General features: G+C 58.8%; 10 protein-coding genes. 9 read left to right on the top strand and 1 reads right to left on the bottom strand.

What is annotated here, in order from left to right; all coding sequences use genetic code 11:
• Positions 1 to 74: 74 nt before the first annotated feature.
• Positions 75 to 302 carry a DUF7560 family zinc ribbon protein gene (locus CV102_RS27405; RefSeq protein ID WP_148858962.1) on the top strand — a complete coding sequence of 76 codons (228 nt, stop codon included), beginning with the start codon at positions 75 to 77 and terminating at the stop codon, positions 300 to 302.
• Positions 303 to 539: 237 nt separating this feature from the next.
• Here the strand turns inward: CV102_RS27405 and CV102_RS15700 are convergent, their stop codons facing one another.
• Positions 540 to 1046: a GNAT family N-acetyltransferase gene (locus CV102_RS15700; protein ID WP_148858963.1), complete on the bottom strand. Its 507-nt coding sequence runs from the start codon at positions 1044 to 1046 to the stop codon at positions 540 to 542.
• A gap of 1185 nt (positions 1047 to 2231) precedes the next feature.
• On the opposite strand from CV102_RS15700, the gene CV102_RS15705 reads away from it, so the two are divergent.
• The 8 genes from CV102_RS15705 to CV102_RS15740 all read left to right on the top strand — a co-directional run bounded on the left by CV102_RS15705 (position 2232) and on the right by CV102_RS15740 (position 18379).
• A complete protein-coding gene (locus tag CV102_RS15705; protein ID WP_148858964.1) occupies positions 2232 to 3272 on the top strand; it encodes a TrmB family transcriptional regulator sugar-binding domain-containing protein in 1041 nt (346 codons plus the stop codon).
• 1354 nt (positions 3273 to 4626) lie between these two features.
• Complete coding sequence (locus CV102_RS15710) at positions 4627 to 5961, top strand: glycoside hydrolase family 68 protein (RefSeq protein ID WP_148858965.1); 1335 nt, start codon at positions 4627 to 4629, stop codon at positions 5959 to 5961.
• Positions 5962 to 6049: 88 nt separating this feature from the next.
• The gene (locus CV102_RS15715; protein ID WP_233710710.1) at positions 6050 to 7369 is read left to right on the top strand and encodes a glycoside hydrolase family 68 protein; all 1320 of its coding nucleotides are present in this window, start codon (positions 6050 to 6052) and stop codon (positions 7367 to 7369) included.
• Positions 7370 to 7717: 348 nt separating this feature from the next.
• A complete protein-coding gene (locus CV102_RS15720) occupies positions 7718 to 10159 on the top strand; it encodes a LamG-like jellyroll fold domain-containing protein (protein WP_148858967.1) in 2442 nt (813 codons plus the stop codon).
• Between the two features lie 908 nt (positions 10160 to 11067).
• Complete coding sequence (locus CV102_RS15725; protein WP_148858968.1) at positions 11068 to 13278, top strand: TrmB family transcriptional regulator; 2211 nt, start codon at positions 11068 to 11070, stop codon at positions 13276 to 13278.
• Positions 13279 to 13893: 615 nt separating this feature from the next.
• The gene (locus tag CV102_RS15730; protein ID WP_187432995.1) at positions 13894 to 15150 is read left to right on the top strand and encodes an extracellular solute-binding protein; all 1257 of its coding nucleotides are present in this window, start codon (positions 13894 to 13896) and stop codon (positions 15148 to 15150) included.
• A gap of 192 nt (positions 15151 to 15342) precedes the next feature.
• On the top strand, positions 15343 to 16809 hold the full coding sequence (locus CV102_RS15735) for a glycoside hydrolase family 32 protein (RefSeq protein ID WP_187432996.1): 1467 nt from the start codon (positions 15343 to 15345) through the stop codon (positions 16807 to 16809).
• Between the two features lie 4 nt (positions 16810 to 16813).
• Entirely contained in the window at positions 16814 to 18379 is a 1566-nt protein-coding gene (locus tag CV102_RS15740) for a glycoside hydrolase family 32 protein (protein ID WP_148858971.1), read from the top strand.
• The last annotated feature ends 125 nt before the right edge of the window (positions 18380 to 18504 follow it).

Consider the following 18504-nt stretch of genomic DNA (forward strand, 5'->3'; position numbering starts at 1 on the left):
GATCGTCAGGTAATATTCCCTACCGTACTGTGGACCGTACAATAGTGGGATGTTCACATATCATTCATGGAACGATGGGAACTGAGCCAGCTCGATACGAGTTCGAATGTCCGCACTGTCACGAACGAATCGTCGTCGATCCACCGATCCTGGCGGAACTGGTCAGCAATGGCTGCGTGTTTTGCGAAGCGAACGTCTCGGAGAGCGACTTCGAACCCGACGAATCGAACCGCCTGAGCCGGCACAGCACGCTCTCGAGGAGCGGTCTGTCTCACCTTACCCGTTTGGAAACACTCCCATAGCGTCATCGTTACAGTATTCTGCGCACAGCAGGCGAGCCGGATCACGAGGACACCCTCCTCACACACTGTACGGACTGATACACCGAAGTACGCCGAGAGTTAGTGGCGATGAAACGCGTCCCTGATAGCGTTTTGAAATAGTACTGTACAACTAGAGGACCGTTCGTAATTTAGTACCCCATGTGTGAGTCCCGATACACGCGTAAAGAGACGGTTCCAGTCTTCTTTACATGGTGACTACAGCGAGCGTTCCATCTCGTGTTCACCTCGCTCGCTGGCCGTCGTCTCGAACCCGGCCGATCGGTAGAGGTTCATCGCGATGCGATTGGTGCGCGAGACGGTGAGCCAGACGCGGCTCAGCCCGTTCTCCCGACCGTGTCCGAGCAGCCCGCGGATGAGCTGCGTACCGATCCCCGCGGATTGATACGCCGGTCGGACGAAGATCGCCAGTTCGGACGTGTCGTCGTATGGAACGAGGACGGCGTGCCCAACCACGTCGCCACGATGCCTCGCGACGACGTTCAGTCCGTCCTCGAGGAGGCCATCGATCCACTGCGTGATTCGGGATTCGTCTCGGGGCGGCAACCCCTGTGATCGGGAGTCGTCGTCGAAGTGAGTGTACATCTCCACCAGCGGCGCCGAGCCGCTGGTGTACTCACTGACTGTTATCGTTCGGCCTTCGTGATCAGCGAACGTCGTCGGGAGGCGCGGGAACTGTGACCGCCGGTCGGACGAGAGGACCATGGTGGATGATTGGATGGGAACACCCCTAAACCTGGCTTGCATTCCCGGTCGCTGGGAGAGAGTGAAGGGATCGCCCAGCATCCTCCTTGCACTTGGTCGTGCGAGGGGTCCCCGTCGTTCCGGGTATCTAAACGTCACGCCTCAGAAAGGTGCCAAGGATGGAGTTTTCCTCGAATGATCTCTCATCGACTGATATCAGATCATATCGGTGTCAGTGATTCGGAGACGTCGTTTTCGTTAGACAACCTGGGCTCTCGAGTTAGTATGGGGATACCGACTTGTTTGTCTTCTGAATACGTTGGTTGTGTCTATATAGTCCAATAATGGTTCTACCGTTGGATCAACTGCTGACTTGTGGATTCTCGGCCGATCCACCATATCTGGAGGACTATACTGCTCTAGATCAGTGTCTCTCTTGTTGCGGTTCGATTGCCCGATTCCCAACCCGTGAGGAGAAGACGAACGTGTTTGCGATAGTATCGACAATAGCGCGAAGGTATTGTGTAATTCGTAGAACGAGATCGGGATATCTGCGGTGGCTCGCTAGATCTTCGCCCGAGTGAATTTGCACCACTATGTTGTGGTAGCTTTGCAATTCTAACGGTAGTTAGCTATGGTCTGATTTGTTATGGGATGGTCGATTGTGGTCACCCTGCAGTAAAGTAGGAATATCGACAGTTAGTCGTCCAGTGCCGGGTTCGGGGGTCCTCTCTACCAATCCGATTCCGGTGAGACGGGTGACTACTCGGTTCATCCAGTGGTACCTACCGTTCGTGGACGAGAGTACTCTGCAACGAGGGAGACGCAGGATCACCACGTTCTCGATAAGTCCCATTGCGAGACAATCGGACTGGTCGCGGTCGCCCCTGAAGACGGCGCTTTCGGTGACGATTATCTCTCGATGGCGATGCGCCCTCTATCGATCACACTACTCCCGTCACCCTAATCGGGCCGAGGAAATCATCATCGCAGCCATCGAAACAGTCCGAAGACTACAGCTTCGATGTCCCGAACCGCCACAAGCCGCCGAGATGATGTTCAAAACCGAGAGCTCTCTATGAGGGAACCGTCCACGGGCTGTGCTCTGTCGATGACGAGCATTCGTCTGTCATCGGGAGAGTGAGTTACTCGGAGATATCGTCGAAAACCACTCGCTATATTTACTCCGTCGTTATAATACGGATTATGGACGGCACAGGTCTTAGAACAGCTCTCAAACGACTCGGTCTCTCTGAGAAGGAAGTCGAAGCGTATCTCGCCACCATCGAGTGTAGCGAAATTACAATGAGTGTTCTCGCTGATGAAGCGGACGTCTCAGTTCGACACGTCTACAAGGTCGCCGAGCAGTTGGAACAGCGAGGACTCGTAGTTGTCAACGATCACATCACACCGACGACACTACAAGCAATTCCCCCGTCTGAAGCAATATCTCAGTTGAAGGGAAACCTTTCGGCGATTGAATCGGAACTCAACTCGCGCTTCGAGGAGCATCCGTTCGAATCGAAGACGGAAGTCTTCAAATCTAAACCGACGCTTTTCAAACGTTTTCAGGAGAGTATTTCGAAAGCAGAAAACGAGATTTTGTTGTCGGTTCCGGTCGAAGCGATGCCTGGGATTGCCGATGACCTACAAGAGGCGCTCGACCGGGGTGTACTTATCCTCCTGTTAGTGACTAATACAGAAACGTCAGTCTCCAGAGTCGGCACGATCGCTTCCGTCATGCGTACCACCAAAGGAGATTTTCCTGCGATGATGTCTGTTGATCGGAGGGACGGATTTTTTTCGCCGACAGATATGTTCCGGCGTACCTCTCCATCCAGACAAGGCATCTATCTTCAACAAGATCAGTTCGTACCGATTCTAATCAGCGCCTTCCTCGGTAATTATTGGGGGGCCGGACGCGAAGCGTACATTAGTCGGCCGAGCGACCTTCCTCGAGAATACACCTCGTTTTGTCACGCAATGTTAGATGCAACGTGTAACCTGAGACGGACTACGGAACTCCACGCCGAAATAAAGGCCCGGCCTGTGTCGGGTGGGGACGGGTTTGAAACGATCGATGGACGAGTTGTCGATACAGAACAATCGATTATCGATCCGCCGTCGAACTCCCGTGCTATCAAAAATACTCTTTTTCTCGAGACCGACGACGTCGTAGTCTCTATCGGAGGACCCGGAGCATTTCTTGAGGATTTCGAAGCGAAGAGAGTTCGGCTCACGCAATAGTATCGCCCCAGTTGCCTGAAGCAGACTCCACGAGGATCCCGCTGAAACCGCCCGCTCGATTATCGGTGCAGCTATAGTAACAACTGAAACGATTTACACACTGATCGCACAGCCGTCGTGCGATCAGGTGTGCATTGACTTTCAGTGGCTACTATAGGCAACGCAGTCACCAGAGAGTCTCACGCCAGCAGACTGTTCCGATAGATCCACGTCGTTCACCCGGCGTTGAATACGTTGGGTGGAGATGTCAGTTATATTGAGAGTAGCGACGCACCTGCTTGCTGCGGTCTCATAGCAACAGCCTTCCGACCGATAAACTGCATCACGAGAGCGGACTCGAGAAGCACGACGGTTCTTGTAGTGTGATATATTAACTCAGCTTCGAGTATATGTTTGAGATCGTAGTTCAAGAGCGACTCGTCGAGTAATCTTATGCAAGGGTAACTAATTTCTTCTCTCAAGACGTGACCAAATGTAGATTTTTGATGTATAACTTCATCAAGTATAGTATAGGAATATTTCCTCGTTCTGCCAGCCACAGAGTCTTTTCTCGGAAACCCATTACACGTGCATGGGTGTAAAAATCATACTCATTTGATAGATCTAGTCGAAATAGGTTTACAAACGTACTGCCGTAAATGACCTCCTATCTCAAACATTTTACTTCGGAACCTGTCTTGCTGAAAATTGGAAGGGTACAGAACGCCAGTAATCACCAACCGAGCGCGCCCCAGCGCGAGCGGTGGCCCTGTCGCGTCGACGGCGATCTGCTCCCAAGAGTGAAGACACGACGATCGTATACGTCGCCGTCGTGACCCATGCACCCTTCCGCAAAACGGGTGCTAGCAGCGGCGAGCGAACAACCGAATTCAACGAGTTTCTCAGAATCGCAGACAGCGCCATGGCGGGTAATACCGTCTCTTGGAAGACCGCCTGGCGATGCGGATCAAGTAGCTCCTTCCGTTCACGCCGACGGTGTCTCGAACTATACTCTCCAGACACGCATCTGAAGCGCGCTCGAGAAACTGAACTCCACATGCGCGAAGATTACTTAGAGAGAGAGAGAGTTCTCGACCAGGAAGGATTGGGACTTCGAGTCAGAGACGTTCAGTTGAGCACATAGATCGTTCCGGCTTATTTGACTGGCCTTGCTCTGACAGCATATTTCAAAATAGTCGATCAGCGGGAAACACACTATCTCCGATACAAACACTCTCCGAAATATTATTAACAATTACAATAGTAAATATTTATAATCTATATTCACAGGAAAAATTTTATATTACTCGAAATTAGAATAAAGATTGCTATGCCAAGAGAAGAGTCAAATCCTGGCTCGGGACGACGATCGTTTATGAAGACAGCGGGTACGCTCGGCCTCGCTACAGCTGCCGGCTTCCCTCTCACGACGGGAAGTGCTGCTGCGCTCGAGGTCGACGAACCAGCCCAGTGGACCGAAAGCGATGTCGATCAGATCGAACTGACCGACGACAACACCGCTCCAGTGGTCGACCACGAACCCGACCAGATCTCCGAGGACCGCCTCGTATGGGACACGTGGCCGCTCCGGAACCGGGACGGATCGATGGCCCAGTTCAACGGCTGGCAGATCATCTTCTCGCTGACCGCGGATCCCGGAAGGCCGGAGATTGACACGCCGGGTGACCGTCACAACTGGGCACGCATCAGCTACTTTTACTCGCGAGACGGCAAGAGCTGGCAGGAAGGCGGACTCGTCTTCGAGGATGAAGACTGGTACGGCAACCAGCAGTGGGCCGGAATGGCGATATACGACGAAGAGGAAGACCAGATCTACCACTTCTACACCGCCTCCGAAGAGATCGATCCGGAGCGGTTCCCGCGCATTCAACAGGAGCCGCCGGGACAGCGTCTCGCGCTCGCGAAGGGCCAGACCGTCGACGCCGGTCCCAACGGCGTCGAACTCGTCGGCGAGAACGACCACCACATCATCGGTGAGGCCGACGGCGAAATGTACGAGACGGTCCACCAGTCCAGCGGAATCATCTTTGCCTTCCGCGACCCGTGGTACTTCCAGCACCCCGAGACCGGCGAGGATCTCCTGCTGTTCGAGGGGAACACGCCGACTCCTGGATACGACGACCCGAACCATCCGAAGAACTTCAACGGCAATATCGGCGCCATGCGGGCGACGAACGACGACCTTACCGAGTGGGAACTTCTCCCGCCAGTGCTCGAGTCCGTCGGTGTCAACCAGCAACTCGAGCGTCCTCACTTCGTCTTCCAGGGTGGCAACTGGTACCTGTTCACGATCACCCACGAGTTCACGTACGCGCCCGGCCTTTCGGGCCCCGAGGCCCTGCATGGGTGGGTCAGCGACTCGATGTACGGCGACTACGAGCCGCTCAACGAGAGCAGTCTCGTCGTCGCGAATCCGACAGAAGCCCCGCTCCAGGCGTACTCCTGGGATACGATGCAACACGGCTCCAACGCGGTCGCTCAGAGCTTCCTGAACTGGCAGGGCGTTGAATCCGACGCAGAACTCGACCAGATGTCCGACCAGGAGCTGATGGACGCATTTGGCGGCACGCTCGCTCCGAGCCTGCAGATCAACCTCGACGGCGACGAGACTCGTATCGTCACCGAAAAGGCCGACGGCTACGTCCCGCCGTCCACCGGACGTGGTGGCGGGCAGGGACGCCAGCAATAACCGCATACACTGTGCCAAGCAGCGAAGAACGACCCGATCCCCCTAATCCGTTTCGTCACCAATGTCAAACGATAACACTAGCCGTGAAATGAACCGTCGAACCGTCCTCAAAACAGCAGGAGCCCTCGGTGTTACCGCCAGCGTCGGCATCCCTGCCGCTACTGAATCCGCTGTCGCCGTCGAGGGAGGCGAATCCGCTCACTGGACAGAAGAGCACGTCGAAGAGATCGAACTGACCGACGACAATACCGCGCCGGTGATCGACCACGAACCCGACCAGATCTCCGAGGACCGCCTCGTCTGGGACACGTGGCCGCTCCGGAACCGGGACGGATCGATGGCCCAGTTCAACGGCTGGCAGATCATCTTCTCGTTGACAGCCGACCCTAACAGACCGGAGGTCGACGTCCCGGGTGACCGACACGATTGGGCACGCATTAGCTACTTCTACTCGCGAGACGGCAAGAGCTGGCAGGAAGGGGGCGTTGTCCTCGAGGAGGACGAGTTCCTCGGTGATCAGACGTGGGCTGGATCGGCGATGTACGATCCTGACGAAGAACAGATCTATCACTTCTACACTGCCGCGGACTCGTTCCCGGACGTCCGTCAGCGCCTTGCGGTTGCCGTCGGCGGCAGTATCGAAACCGGGCCACACGGAGTCGAAATTACGGGCCCGCAGGAGCACCACATCATCGGCGAGGCAGACGGCGAGATGTACCAGACCTTCGAACAGGGTGACGAACAGGGGATGGCTCACGCGTTCCGCGACCCGTGGTACTTCCAGCACCCAGAAACCGGCGAAGATCTCCTGGTATTCGAAGGGAACACGCCGACGGGTGCGACGGTTCCCGGTCAGGATAGCTGGAACGGGAACATCGGTGTCATGCGGGCGACGAGCGACGACCTCACCGAGTGGGAACTCCTCCCGCCGGTCCTCGAAGCGGTTGGGGTTAATCAGGAGCTCGAACGGCCCCACTACATTTTCCAAAACGGGAACTGGTATCTGTTCTTCATCACACACGAGCACACGTATGCACCCGGTCTCCAGGGGCCCGAAGGGCTCCACGGATTCGTCGGCGATTCGATGTACGATCCCGACATGGAGCCGCTCAACGAGAGCAGCCTCGTCATCGCGAACCCTGAAGAGGAGCCGTTCCAAGCGTACTCCTGGGATGCGATGCAACACGGCTCGAACATGGTGGCCCAGAGCTTCCTGAACTTTCGCGGTGATATCGATAGCCTCGACACGATCGGAGACCGTTCCCCGGAGGAGCAAAGAGAGATCTTCGGCGGTACGCTCGCCCCGAGCCTGAAAGTCAATCTCGACGGCGACGAGACGCGGATCGTCACCGAAAAGGCCGACGGTTACGTCCCACCGTCGGGTGGCCGAGGCGGCAACGGACGATAACGTCGCAAAACGGCCTTCGGGCCGTACTGACTCGATCACACGAATCGCCGAACGGCATCGTGATCGGTCAGTAACTCGACGGAACGTCCGCTTTCGGTCGGGCGACCAGTCCGCCAGACGACCGAACCGTCGTCAGTCGCGATCTCCGTGCTGGCTAGCTGAGCAGTCGATCGAAAAGATTCCCGAGCGTTCCGTCGAAAGAACGCATTCGTCGCTCGTTCAGCAACGCGGCCACACGGTGCTCGAAGGAAATCGAATCGCCATTCCAGTACAATGATCGATGACTTTCTTTCATTGTATTTTCCGAGATCGTTATGTATTTGTAGCTCCGCGGTCGAGTCGTAGTCGATGTGGAACTGCGACCGCCAGAACCGGGTAAGCCGTCGGCGCTGGTTGACAGGTGTCGGAGGTGCCGCTTTCACGACCGCACTCGCCGGTTGTTCGAGAATACGTAACGACGGCGATGAGGACGCTACTCCCGAGCCGGTCTCCGACGCGTTGCTAGCACGGTGGACGTTCGACGACGACGGACGGACCGTCACGGAGTCCGTTACCGGTGCGACCACGGAACTGACCCACCGGAGCGACGACCCGAGTCGCGTCGATGGGATCGCCGGTCGGAGCCTTCTCTTCGACGGCTACTCGACCTGGGCGGAACACCCGCCGGATGAGCTCGAGGATCGACTGGACGGCCCCCTCGAGGAGCTAACGATCGACGCGTGGATCGCTCCCCGATCGTTCAGCGACACGGATCGGCTCGATACGATCGTCGAACGGATCGATCGAGAGCGAGACCGGGGGTTCGCGCTTGGCGTCGACCGCGACGGCGCGTGGTCGTTTGGAGTCGGACTCGGCGATCGTCTCGAAACGATCCGAGTCGACGATCCACCGGTCCCGCTCTACGAGTGGGTTCACCTGACGGCCGTCTTCGACCGGCCGAGCGGAACGGTCGAGGCCTACCGCGACGGCGAACTGGTCGCAAGCCAGGAATTCGATGGCGATGCTGTCGCCGCCGCAGACGCCCCGCTCGCCCTCGGCCGTAACGCCGACACCGCGGTGCTCGAGGAAGCAGAAATATTCGAGCAGAACCTCTTTGACGGCGCGATAAGCCAGCTCGAGCTGTACGGTGAGGCGCTCGAGCCGGAGACGATCGCCGACAAGCACGAGGCGGAACACGACCCTGTGTCGGCCGTCGACTACGGGTCCCTCGTTACGGAGCCGGATCGCTTCGAGGGTGATCAGCACCGACCCGCGTTTCACGCGATCCCGCCTCGTCACTGGATGAACGAGCCACACGGGCCGCTGTACTACGACGGTCAGTATCACCTGTTCTACCAGCACAACCCGAAAGGGCCGTACTGGGATTACATTCACTGGGGCCACTGGGTGAGCGAGGACCTCGTCCGCTGGCGCCCGGTTCCCGAAGCACTTCGTCCGGCGGAGGACGCGCTCGACCCGACTGGCTGCTGGGCCGGTGACGCGGTTCTCGACGAGAACGGGGAGCCAGCGATTCTGTACACCGTCGGGATCAGCCGCGATTCAGACGCGCGACCCGATCAGGCGATTGCGAAGGCGACGGCGACGGATCCCGACGATCCGGATCTCGTCGAGTGGGAGAAGACCACTACAGATCCAAGCGAACTGCCGTTGCCGGCGCCGACCGACGACGGCCTGTATCCCGCTGATTGGCCAGACACCGCGGCCTATCCGCCGGATTTCCGCGATCCGCACGTTTGGACCGAAGACGGGGAGTGGTTCTGTCTCGTCGGATCGTCGTTTCCCTCGGATGGCCACGGGACGATTCTGCTCTACCGCTCGCCGGACTTCGCCGAGTGGCAGTACGAAGGGCACCTGTTCGATCCGGGAGAGTTCGAACACGAGGCCTACCCGTTTCTCGGGGACGTCTGGGAACTTCCCGTGCTCTTGCCGGTTGGGGGCGACGGGTGGGACAGCGACAAACACGTTCTCTGTGTCAATCCCGTCGGCGGTGAGGCGGACGTCGACGTCTACTACTGGATCGGTGAATGGGACCCGAACGCGGGCGAATTCTCCCGGGACCACGATGAGCCCCGATTGATCGACTACGGTGACTCCCACTTCACCGGTCCCAGCGGCATGGTCGATTCGAATCCGGAGTCGGACGACCGATCGCTGCTGTTTACCATCAGCCAGGATTATCGGCTGCCTGAACACCACTTCGACGGCGGATGGGCTCACAACGCCGGGCTACCCCTGGAGCTGTCGCTCCACGACGACGGTCGACTGCGGGTCGAACCGATCGACGAACTCCGGACGCTCAGGACCGAGAAACGGTACGAAGCGTCCGACCGTTCACCCGCCGAAGTCAACGAGGAACTGGCAGACGTCGATGTCGACCGAGTCGAAGTACGCCTCGAACTCGAGTCGAACGGAGCACAACAGTACGGGCTCAGTCTCGAGCGACCGAACGGCGGAGACGAGGAGACGACGCTGACCTACGACGAATCGACGGGGACTGTTACCGTTGATCGACGCGACAGTACGGCCGACTCGGACCTGCTCGCCGATGCGGAAGCGAACAGCGAACTCACACACCAAACAGACGCCGGTATCGACGACGAAAATCTGGCGTTGCACCTCTACCTCGACGGATCGATGATGGAGTGCTACATAAACTCCCGCCATAGCGTTACGACGAGACGGTACTCGACGAGCGAGGAACCCGATCGTCTTCGGATCGTTCACGACGATGCAGTGGCGGTCCGTTCGATGGAGATCTGGGAACTGGATGCCCTCGATGAGGGTCGGTAACGGCTAGTCTTCGCTCGGTTTCGACCTTTGCCCGTCTACTCTTGCTCGAATCACTTCGATACCGGGAGCCGGCGTACTATCGTCGTAGTCGTAGTTGGAGGATCAGTACTTCCCAGACGATCTAGCAGAAAGAGACGCCCGTGTCGCCACCAACCAGCCCCAGAGGGACGATTACGAGTCTTGTCGATACCGGCAGCGCCGTCGAGACGCTTGCTGTGAACTGCACGATAGCAAGACCTGACGAACGTCATCAAACGGCGGGCGCACGTAACTTTGCGAGCACGAAGCAATACTACGCGAAATGATACGATTGAGTACCCGGCTCCATCCAAACATCTTATCAGTTTTAGACACTGTACTCGAGTCAGTATGGTTCGGTGTCGAGCGGCCCGACCGACGGTTCGTAATTGAGTAGAGAGAACCGATTTGTAGCCGACAGGTCGAAGCGGGCCGGATCAGGTTACGATCGACGACACTATGGTCCAACCGATGATGGGCGCGACTGGCTGTACACCGCTCTCGATCCCGAAACTATCGAACGTCTCCATGCAACGCGCTATTCGACGCGAACAACAGCACTGACGGAAATCTCTCTTCGGAAACTCACAGAGAAATCCGACGGCCGAGACGCCCTGTTTCTCCTCGATTCAGTATCGACACTCAAGGCGGGCCTCCACCGTCACGGCCTCCGATCTCGAGACGAGGATCACGAAACACGAAATGCTGTCGAACGTCTTTTTTGGAGATAAAACGAGATACCATCTAGTTTAGAAACTGTTTTGCACACCGCCGATCCGGAAATCCCCGAAGCATGGCTTCAGAGCCACGCATACTACTGTAATCCGCTAGTCTGGACGACATCTCGCTCCAACAGCAATTATTTTGTAGCAGGACGGTTGTCAAATGGTATGACGGGTGAAACAGACGAAGGGGCTCTCCGGTCGGTACTGGTTGACAACGTCGGGTTGTCGCCGTACGAGGTCGATGTGTATCTCGCGTTGCTCCGGCGCGGGCGCCAGACCATGTCCGAACTCTCGTCGGCCAGTGACGTTCCACAGCAACGGGTGTACGACACGGTCGAGACGCTTCGCGAACGGGGATTTGTCCAAACGGTCGACGACCATCCAGCCGAGGCGTACGCAATCGAGCCAACGGAAGTGATCTCTCCGATCCGAAACCGGCTCGAAAGCGCCGAGAAATCGCTCGAAAGCCTCTACGAGTCGGTCGACGACGTGGAGGGCGGCGTGCGCGTTTTTTCGTCTGCATCGACGATTCGCCGATACGTGGAACGAGTCGTCGACGCGGCCGAGACGACGCTTCTGATCCTCGTCCCAGTTCGTTCACTCGACGTTCTCGACGCGATTCAACTCCCCGAGGATGTCAATATCCAGTTGCTCGTCGCGGGTCTCGACGGATTGCTACACGACGACCAGTTTGACGCCGATCTCGACGTTCCCGCAGCCGTCGACGAGCTGCGTGGGGTTATGACCGACGAGCCGCTCGTCCTCGTCGCCGATGGAACGACCTGCTTTGTGCGACTGGACTCCGAAGACGACGAGGGAGAGGGGTGGGGCTACTACGTTGCGAACCCCGAACTGGCGTTTATGATCGATCGCTACCTCGTCCAGACACGCTGGTCGCGCGGGATCCCACACGAGACCGTCGATAGCGGTCGAGACGAGCCCGAGTTTCCGAGTGAGTACGTACGGATCGGGAACTGTCTCGCCGACTTGGACCGGGCTGCCCGAACGCGACCGCTGGAGTCGTTCTCGGTTGCGTTCGAGGGGTACGAAGTGGAATCAGGAGAACCCGTTTCCGCCGAAGGAACGCTTGTAGACTACTACCACTCCGAGCACGACCGCCATGCGTACGTCGAACTCGAACTCGACGAGTCGGACGACGGGACTGTCGTCCGAGTTGGTGGCTGGAAGGCGTTGACCGAGGATTATGAGGCGCGCCGCTTCACAATCTTCGACCGCACCCGCGAGAAGGGATTCGAGCTCGACGCCGAAACGCGGGCGTACCTCGATACGTGTCGAGAGTGGGACCTCACGGACGTCGAGTCCCAGTCGGTGGTGACGGGTCTCGATGGATACGTCGACCGAATGCGCGAGTTTGTCGATTCGCGTGGGCCCGGTGGCTCGTACAAACCGCTTCTGGAGTTCGAATCGGTGAAAGAACGGCTCGTCGAGGCGAGTTCTATGACGCGTTCGCCAACGTTCGAGTGGGTGGAGACGGAGACCAAACCAGGCGGACATCCAGCGCATGCCGGTTCGATATTTAGCGCCTTCGACTACGACGTCTCGATGATTGGAACGTTCGGGGAACCGACCGCTGACCCGTTCCAGTTGGCCTTCCCGGATGCCGACTTCTTCTCGGTTGGTAACCCGTCGACGACCGACTACGTGCAGTTCGAGACCGGGAAGTTGCTGATACAGGATCGTGACGTGGTCGCTGGCCTCGATTACGAGACGATCCGGGAGCGAGTTACGATGGACGCGCTTGCCGAAGCGATAGACGGTGCGTCGCTGATGAGCCTTTCAGGGTGGGGTACTGTTCCCTCGATCCCCAGCATTCTGGAGTGCCTCGTCGACGAGGTCTGGCCGCTTACCTCGTCACCCCCCGAACAAATCCTCCTGATGGCCGGAACGGTCGAGTTGCTTTCGGAGACGGATCTCCCGGCGGGGATCGCCACGCTCGACGAAGTCGATTCCATCGTTCCGATCACGCTCGTCACGACGCGAAAGCAAGCACTCCACTACGCGCACGTATTCGGTGAGGAACCGACCAATTCGATTCCGCGACTGGCCGACATCGTTCAGCGACGGTTGAACCTCTCGCGGGTCGCAGTCCATACACCGTACGAGGCTGCGCTCGCTACCGAACGGGATACGATCGCCGCCCGCGGCCACCTCCAAGAGTTCACGTACGGCAGCGGAAACGCCGAGGACCACTTCGCTGCTGGATTCGCTATCGGCCAGCTAGAGGGACTTTCGGACGGCGCCTCGCTCGTCCTCGGAAACGCTACCGCGAGCTACCACAACCAGTTCGGATCGATTCCAGACCCCGACGACCTCGATTGGTACCTCACGGAGTACGACGAACTTCCGAACGAGTAAGGACCGGTTTCGGATTTTCGGTCCCGAGTTAGTGCTGTAAAGACGTCCGGCCGCCTGTTCGGGTCGAGGCTTCCTTGCCTGTCGTTCCCACACCTTCACGGCTGGTGTGAAGTTGAATCCCTGGGAAGACTTAAATGCCGCTGCGTAACTTGCAGTCCCTGTCCCGTGGTATCTATCAACAACTTACAGGAGTACTCTTGTAAACACACGTCGAACTCGCCGCATTCGTTCTTCGAGAGGAGGAAGCCGACATGGAGCGGATAGTGAGATAACAGATCAATCGTCTGGTTGGAGAAGAGCGGAGTGCAGAACGTGTCCCGAAAATAGTATCGGATGTGATATAATTCTGGATGTGAATGAAACCGCATCTCGAGTTTATATACCGATAACGAATAACACGTGGAGTCATCTACTGAACCACCGGACGGCAGTGGGTGAGTCCGGTAAAATAGGGGGAGATGGACCCGCGGATTTCCATTGGTGATAGAAAGATTAATTATCCATCTTCTGAATTGTGAGTGTGTAATGTCAGAACGTTCATCGAGCCGATACGTTGATCGCCGGAACGTAATTCGGGGTGTTGGTGCGGCCGGGATTGCCGGGCTGGCAGGCTGTATGAATAGTGACGCCGAACTTGACGGCGCCAATGGCGATGGGGATCCGGATGCAGACGTCCAAATCGAGTTCGGAGAGTACTTCGGCGGCACGGAACAGGACGAAATCAAGTCGCTCGTCCAGGAGTTCAACGAAACGCACGACGACATTCACGTCAGTATGTCGAACATCCCGTTCGACGAGTTTTTCGACGCCATCTTTACCGGTGTTGCGTCGGGTGAGGCTCCGCACGTCGCGTCGTACTGGATGTCGACCCTCCGATTCATGGAGTCAGAGGGTGCGATCCGTCCCGTCGACGACTGGGCGGAGCTCGGGCCGGACGATTATTACGAGAGCGTCCAGTCGGCCATGACACTCGATGAGGAGCTCTACTCGTTCCCGATGGATATTCACGGAAACATGCTGATTTCGAACGATACCGTGCTCGAGGAGGCCGGTGTCGACGAGATTCCGGAGGATTTCGAGTCGTTCCGCGAGGCCTGTGACGCCATTCAGGAAAACACCGACGGGCGGTCGTTTGCGGCGATGGAGGGCGGTGCGTCGATCCTCGGCATGCGGACCTTCCACACGGCACTCGTCCAGGAAGGGGGACAACTGGTCGAGGGCGGCCCCGGTGATTACGAGGTCGTCTACGACGGTTCCGAAGGACAGGCAGCGATCGACTTCCTCGACAACGTCACCGGAGAATACGGCTGGGACGAACCAGAGGTCGACGACCCGGACGAGCGGTTCAACCTCTTCCTCGAGGACGAACTTGGCTTCATGCTGGCCGGCAACTGGCACGTCAACACGTTCCAGGACGAGGACGGAGAGGTTCCCGAGGATCTCGAGTACACGTTCAGCAAGCCATACGTCTTCCCGGGCGGCGAGCCAGCCACGTTTGCGGAGAGTACCGGATTCATCTTCCCGGCCGACGACTCCCACACCGACGAGGAGATCGCAGCGGCCGTCGAGTTCGCCGAGTGGATCACGACGAACAATCCACTGTGGGCCCAGACGGCGGCACACCTCCCGGCGTCGCCCGAGGTCGCCGAGTCCGAGGAGGTCACCTCGGCCAAGTACTACGACGAACTGGGGATCGTCCCAACCGTCAAGGAGATGGCCGAGGCCGGCGAAATGAGGTACCTGCCTCGAATCCCGTCTGATCCCTACGAGACGGCTGTCTCCGGCCCGCTGGTCGATGCCTATGCCCAGAACACCGACCCTCAGGAAGCGCTCGAGGCCTCCGCCGACGCGCTCCGAGACCGGTTGTCGTGATCGATATGTCGGAATACAGTTCAGTAGTTTCGACGCCCGCAGTCGCCGAGTTCCCGATCGCTCAGACCGCTACTTCGGTCTGTCCGACCAGAACTACCGACGAGCGGTGTACCGAACCTCGGTTCCCACACACCTCTCACCTACATGGCTGAAACCTTTTCGAGTGATCTTCGTGCGGATCAACGGCGCGAAGTGGAGACGTTTCGACGACAGCGCGAGCAACTTTCCGGTGACCCGTATCGACCGGCATATCACTTCTCGCCTCCCGGCGGAATCGTCCACGATCCGAACGGTGCCTGCTACTGGAACGGGCGATACCACCTGTTCTACCAGTTCCGGCCGCCGGATCTCCCGGAAGACGTCCCCTGGGTAGAAGCGATGCACTGGGGACATGCGGTCAGCGAGGACCTCGTTCACTGGCAGGACCTTCCGATCGCACTCTCGCCGGACACGGGTGCAGAGAAGAGCTGTTACAGCGGACAGGCGCTCGTCGAGGACGACCGAGTCGTCTTCATGTATCATGGACCGGGCTCCGGGAACTGCATCGCCACCGCCGACGATCCGCTACTGGTGGACGTCGAGAAATCGGCCGACAATCCGGTGATTTCCGAGGCGGGAGGCGACGATCCCTTTACCGTGTTCGATCCCGAGATCTGGCGCTCGTCGGACGGCTCCTACTACTCGCTGTCGGGAACGCACTCCGGCGAACAGTTCGTCGACTCGGAGCCCGCCGTCTACCTCTTCCGGTCGGACGATCTCACTAACTGGGAGTACGTGGGTCCGTTTTTCGAAGACGGGAGCCACACCGACCCGGGAGAAGACGCCGCAGTGCCGAATTTCCTCGAGATCGACGGCCGACACGTCCTTCTCTGTTTCAGCCATCGACGGGGCGCACACTACTTCGTAGGCGACTACGACCGGTCGGCCCATCGATTCGAACCGGAACGACACGGGCGGTTGACACACGGCCCGACGACCCACGATGGGTATATCGGCGATCCGAATCCCGGGAATCTTCACGCACCCTCGGTACTGGACGGTCCGGAGGACAGGCAAATTGCCTTCTTCAACCTCAACGCCGGCGCCATGCTCGACGGCTGGGGCGAAGTCGTTTCGCTTCCCCGCGAACTCGGCCTGAGTGACGACGGAACTCTCACCGTCGCTCCGGTCGACGAACTCGAGCGTCTCCGGTGCGATCACCGATCGGCCGGGGAGCAGACGATTCCATCGAACGACGAACTGCTCTTTGACGACGACGCTGGCCGGGCCCTCGAAATCTCGGCAACGATCGATCCCAAAGACGCCGGCAGAGTCGGGCTCACGGTCCTCCGGTCGCCGGAGCGCGAGGAGGTGACCGAAGTCACCTACTACCCGCACGTCGACTGCCTCGGCATCGACGCGACGCGGTCGAGTACGCGGTCGGACGCCACCGTTCGCCCGGCCGAAGAGGGGCCGTTGCGACTCGAGGACGACGAGCCGCTCGAGCTCCGTGTGTTCGTCGATCGGAGCATCGTCGAAGTCTTCGCTAACGGCCGTCGCTCGTTGGCAGCCCGGGCCTATCCGGGCCGTTCGGACAGCACCGGGCTCTCGTTCTTTGCCCGCGGCGGCGAAGCGAGACTCCGATCGCTGGACGTCTGGGAGATGGCATCGATCTGGTAAACGAATGATCGATGACGATCCGTCGTGCCATCCGACACGACGCGGACTCCTCGGGACAGTCGTGGCAGTCGCCGCAACCGGGTGCTCCGACGACGGGGATACACCACCCACCGAGTCGGAGCCCAACGCGGGCTCGTCGGACGTCGACGAACCGCCGGACCCTTACCGTCCGCAGTACCACTGCGCGGCGCCAGAGGGCTGGATGAACGACCCGAACGGGACAGTCTACTACGACGGAGCGTACCATCTGTTCTACCAGGCGGGAGAGGAACGCCGTCGCTGGGACCACGCGACGAGCGAGGATCTGGTCCGCTGGGAGCACCACGGCACGAAACTCTCGGTCGAGGACGGAATCCAGCAGTTCTCCGGGGGTGGTGTCGTCGACGACCGAAACGCTGCAGGATTCGGCGAGGACGCGCTCGTATTCACGTACACTGGCCACCACGAAGACGACGGTGTGCAGGACCAGCGGCTCGCGTACAGCCACGATGGGGGCGAGACGATCGAGAAGTACGACGGGAATCCGGTTATCGGCAGCGATGTCGGAGCGTTCCGCGATCCCAACGTGTTCCGCTACGAACCCGACGGGGGGTGGCGCATGGTCGTCTCCCGGGTAGAATCCGCGCCGGATCGGCCGGCGGGGATCGAAATGTACCGATCCGACGATCTCCGCGAGTGGCAGTACCTGAGCACGTACGAACTCACGCACGCGATGGAGGCGACCGCGTGGGAGTGTCCCGACCTGTACGAGCTTCCCGTTGCGGGCACCGACGAGAGGCGATGGGTCCTTACCGTCTCTGCGGACTGGGACCGCGAAGTCCACCATATCGGGCAGTTCGATGGCACCGAGTTCACGGCAGCGCGGCGCGTTCCCGCCGACCAGGGGTTCGACTTCTACGCCGGTATGACGTGGTCGAACGAGCCCGAAGGGCGGCGACTGCTTGTCGGGTGGCTGAGCAACTGGGCGTACGCCCACGACGTGCCCGATCTCGGCTGGCAGGGCGTTCAGTCGTTCCCGCGGCGTGTCACCCTCGTCGACGAGGGTGAGGGTCTCGAAATTCGCCAGCGGCCCGCCCGAGAGCTGGAGGCGATCCGGGGTGCGACCCTCGCAACCCTCGAGGGTGAGACGGTCGCTCCCGGCGACGATCCGCTCGAAGGAACCGACGTTACTGGACGGGCACTGGAGATCGAGGCGACGATCGCTCCAGGCGACGCCGACATCGTCGGTGTCGACATCCGAGCCAGCGAGGACGAGGCCACGAAACTTCGATACGATCCGCACGCTGGGCGGCTGGTGTTTGACCGGTCCGAGTCGGGAGCGTTCTTCTCCGCCGACGAACACGGGATCACGTCCGCTTCGATTCCGGCACTGGACGACGGCCGACTCGAGCTTCGGTTAGTTGTCGATCGGTGCTCCGTCGAGGCGTTTATCAACGACGGCCGGGCGGTCGTCTCGAACCTCATCTATCCGGACTGGAACTCGACGGCAGTCTCGCTCGTCGCCTCGGGTGGCGAAGCCGAAGTGGAACGGTTCGTCGCGCACCAACTTACGACGGAAGCGGAGCGATAACTGGTGCAGATTCTGCGGACGATTACCCCTCAGTTCTGATTTTAATAATGATAATATTTAATAACAATAAGGTGGATCACATTGTCGTTCGCGGGGACGGACCGGTTACGACCTTCACCGGCTGG

The sequence above is a fragment of the Natronococcus pandeyae genome, from assembly GCF_008122205.1.
Classification (GTDB): Archaea; Halobacteriota; Halobacteria; order Halobacteriales; family Natrialbaceae; genus Natronococcus; species Natronococcus pandeyae.

Bases quoted from the DNA above. Each gene is read 5' to 3' on its own strand.
- CV102_RS15740 (WP_148858971.1), top strand. From the start codon at position 16,814: ATGATCGATGACGATCCGTCGTGCCATCCGACACGACGCGGACTCCTC.
- CV102_RS15715 (WP_233710710.1), top strand. From the start codon at position 6,050: ATGAACCGTCGAACCGTCCTCAAAACAGCAGGAGCCCTCGGTGTTACC.
- CV102_RS15700 (WP_148858963.1), bottom strand. From the start codon at position 1,046: ATGGTCCTCTCGTCCGACCGGCGGTCACAGTTCCCGCGCCTCCCGACG.
- CV102_RS15730 (WP_187432995.1), top strand. From the start codon at position 13,894: ATGAATAGTGACGCCGAACTTGACGGCGCCAATGGCGATGGGGATCCG.
- CV102_RS15720 (WP_148858967.1), top strand. From the start codon at position 7,718: ATGTGGAACTGCGACCGCCAGAACCGGGTAAGCCGTCGGCGCTGGTTG.
- CV102_RS15710 (WP_148858965.1), top strand. From the start codon at position 4,627: ATGAAGACAGCGGGTACGCTCGGCCTCGCTACAGCTGCCGGCTTCCCT.
- CV102_RS15705 (WP_148858964.1), top strand. From the start codon at position 2,232: ATGGACGGCACAGGTCTTAGAACAGCTCTCAAACGACTCGGTCTCTCT.
- CV102_RS27405 (WP_148858962.1), top strand. From the start codon at position 75: ATGGGAACTGAGCCAGCTCGATACGAGTTCGAATGTCCGCACTGTCAC.
- CV102_RS15725 (WP_148858968.1), top strand. From the start codon at position 11,068: ATGACGGGTGAAACAGACGAAGGGGCTCTCCGGTCGGTACTGGTTGAC.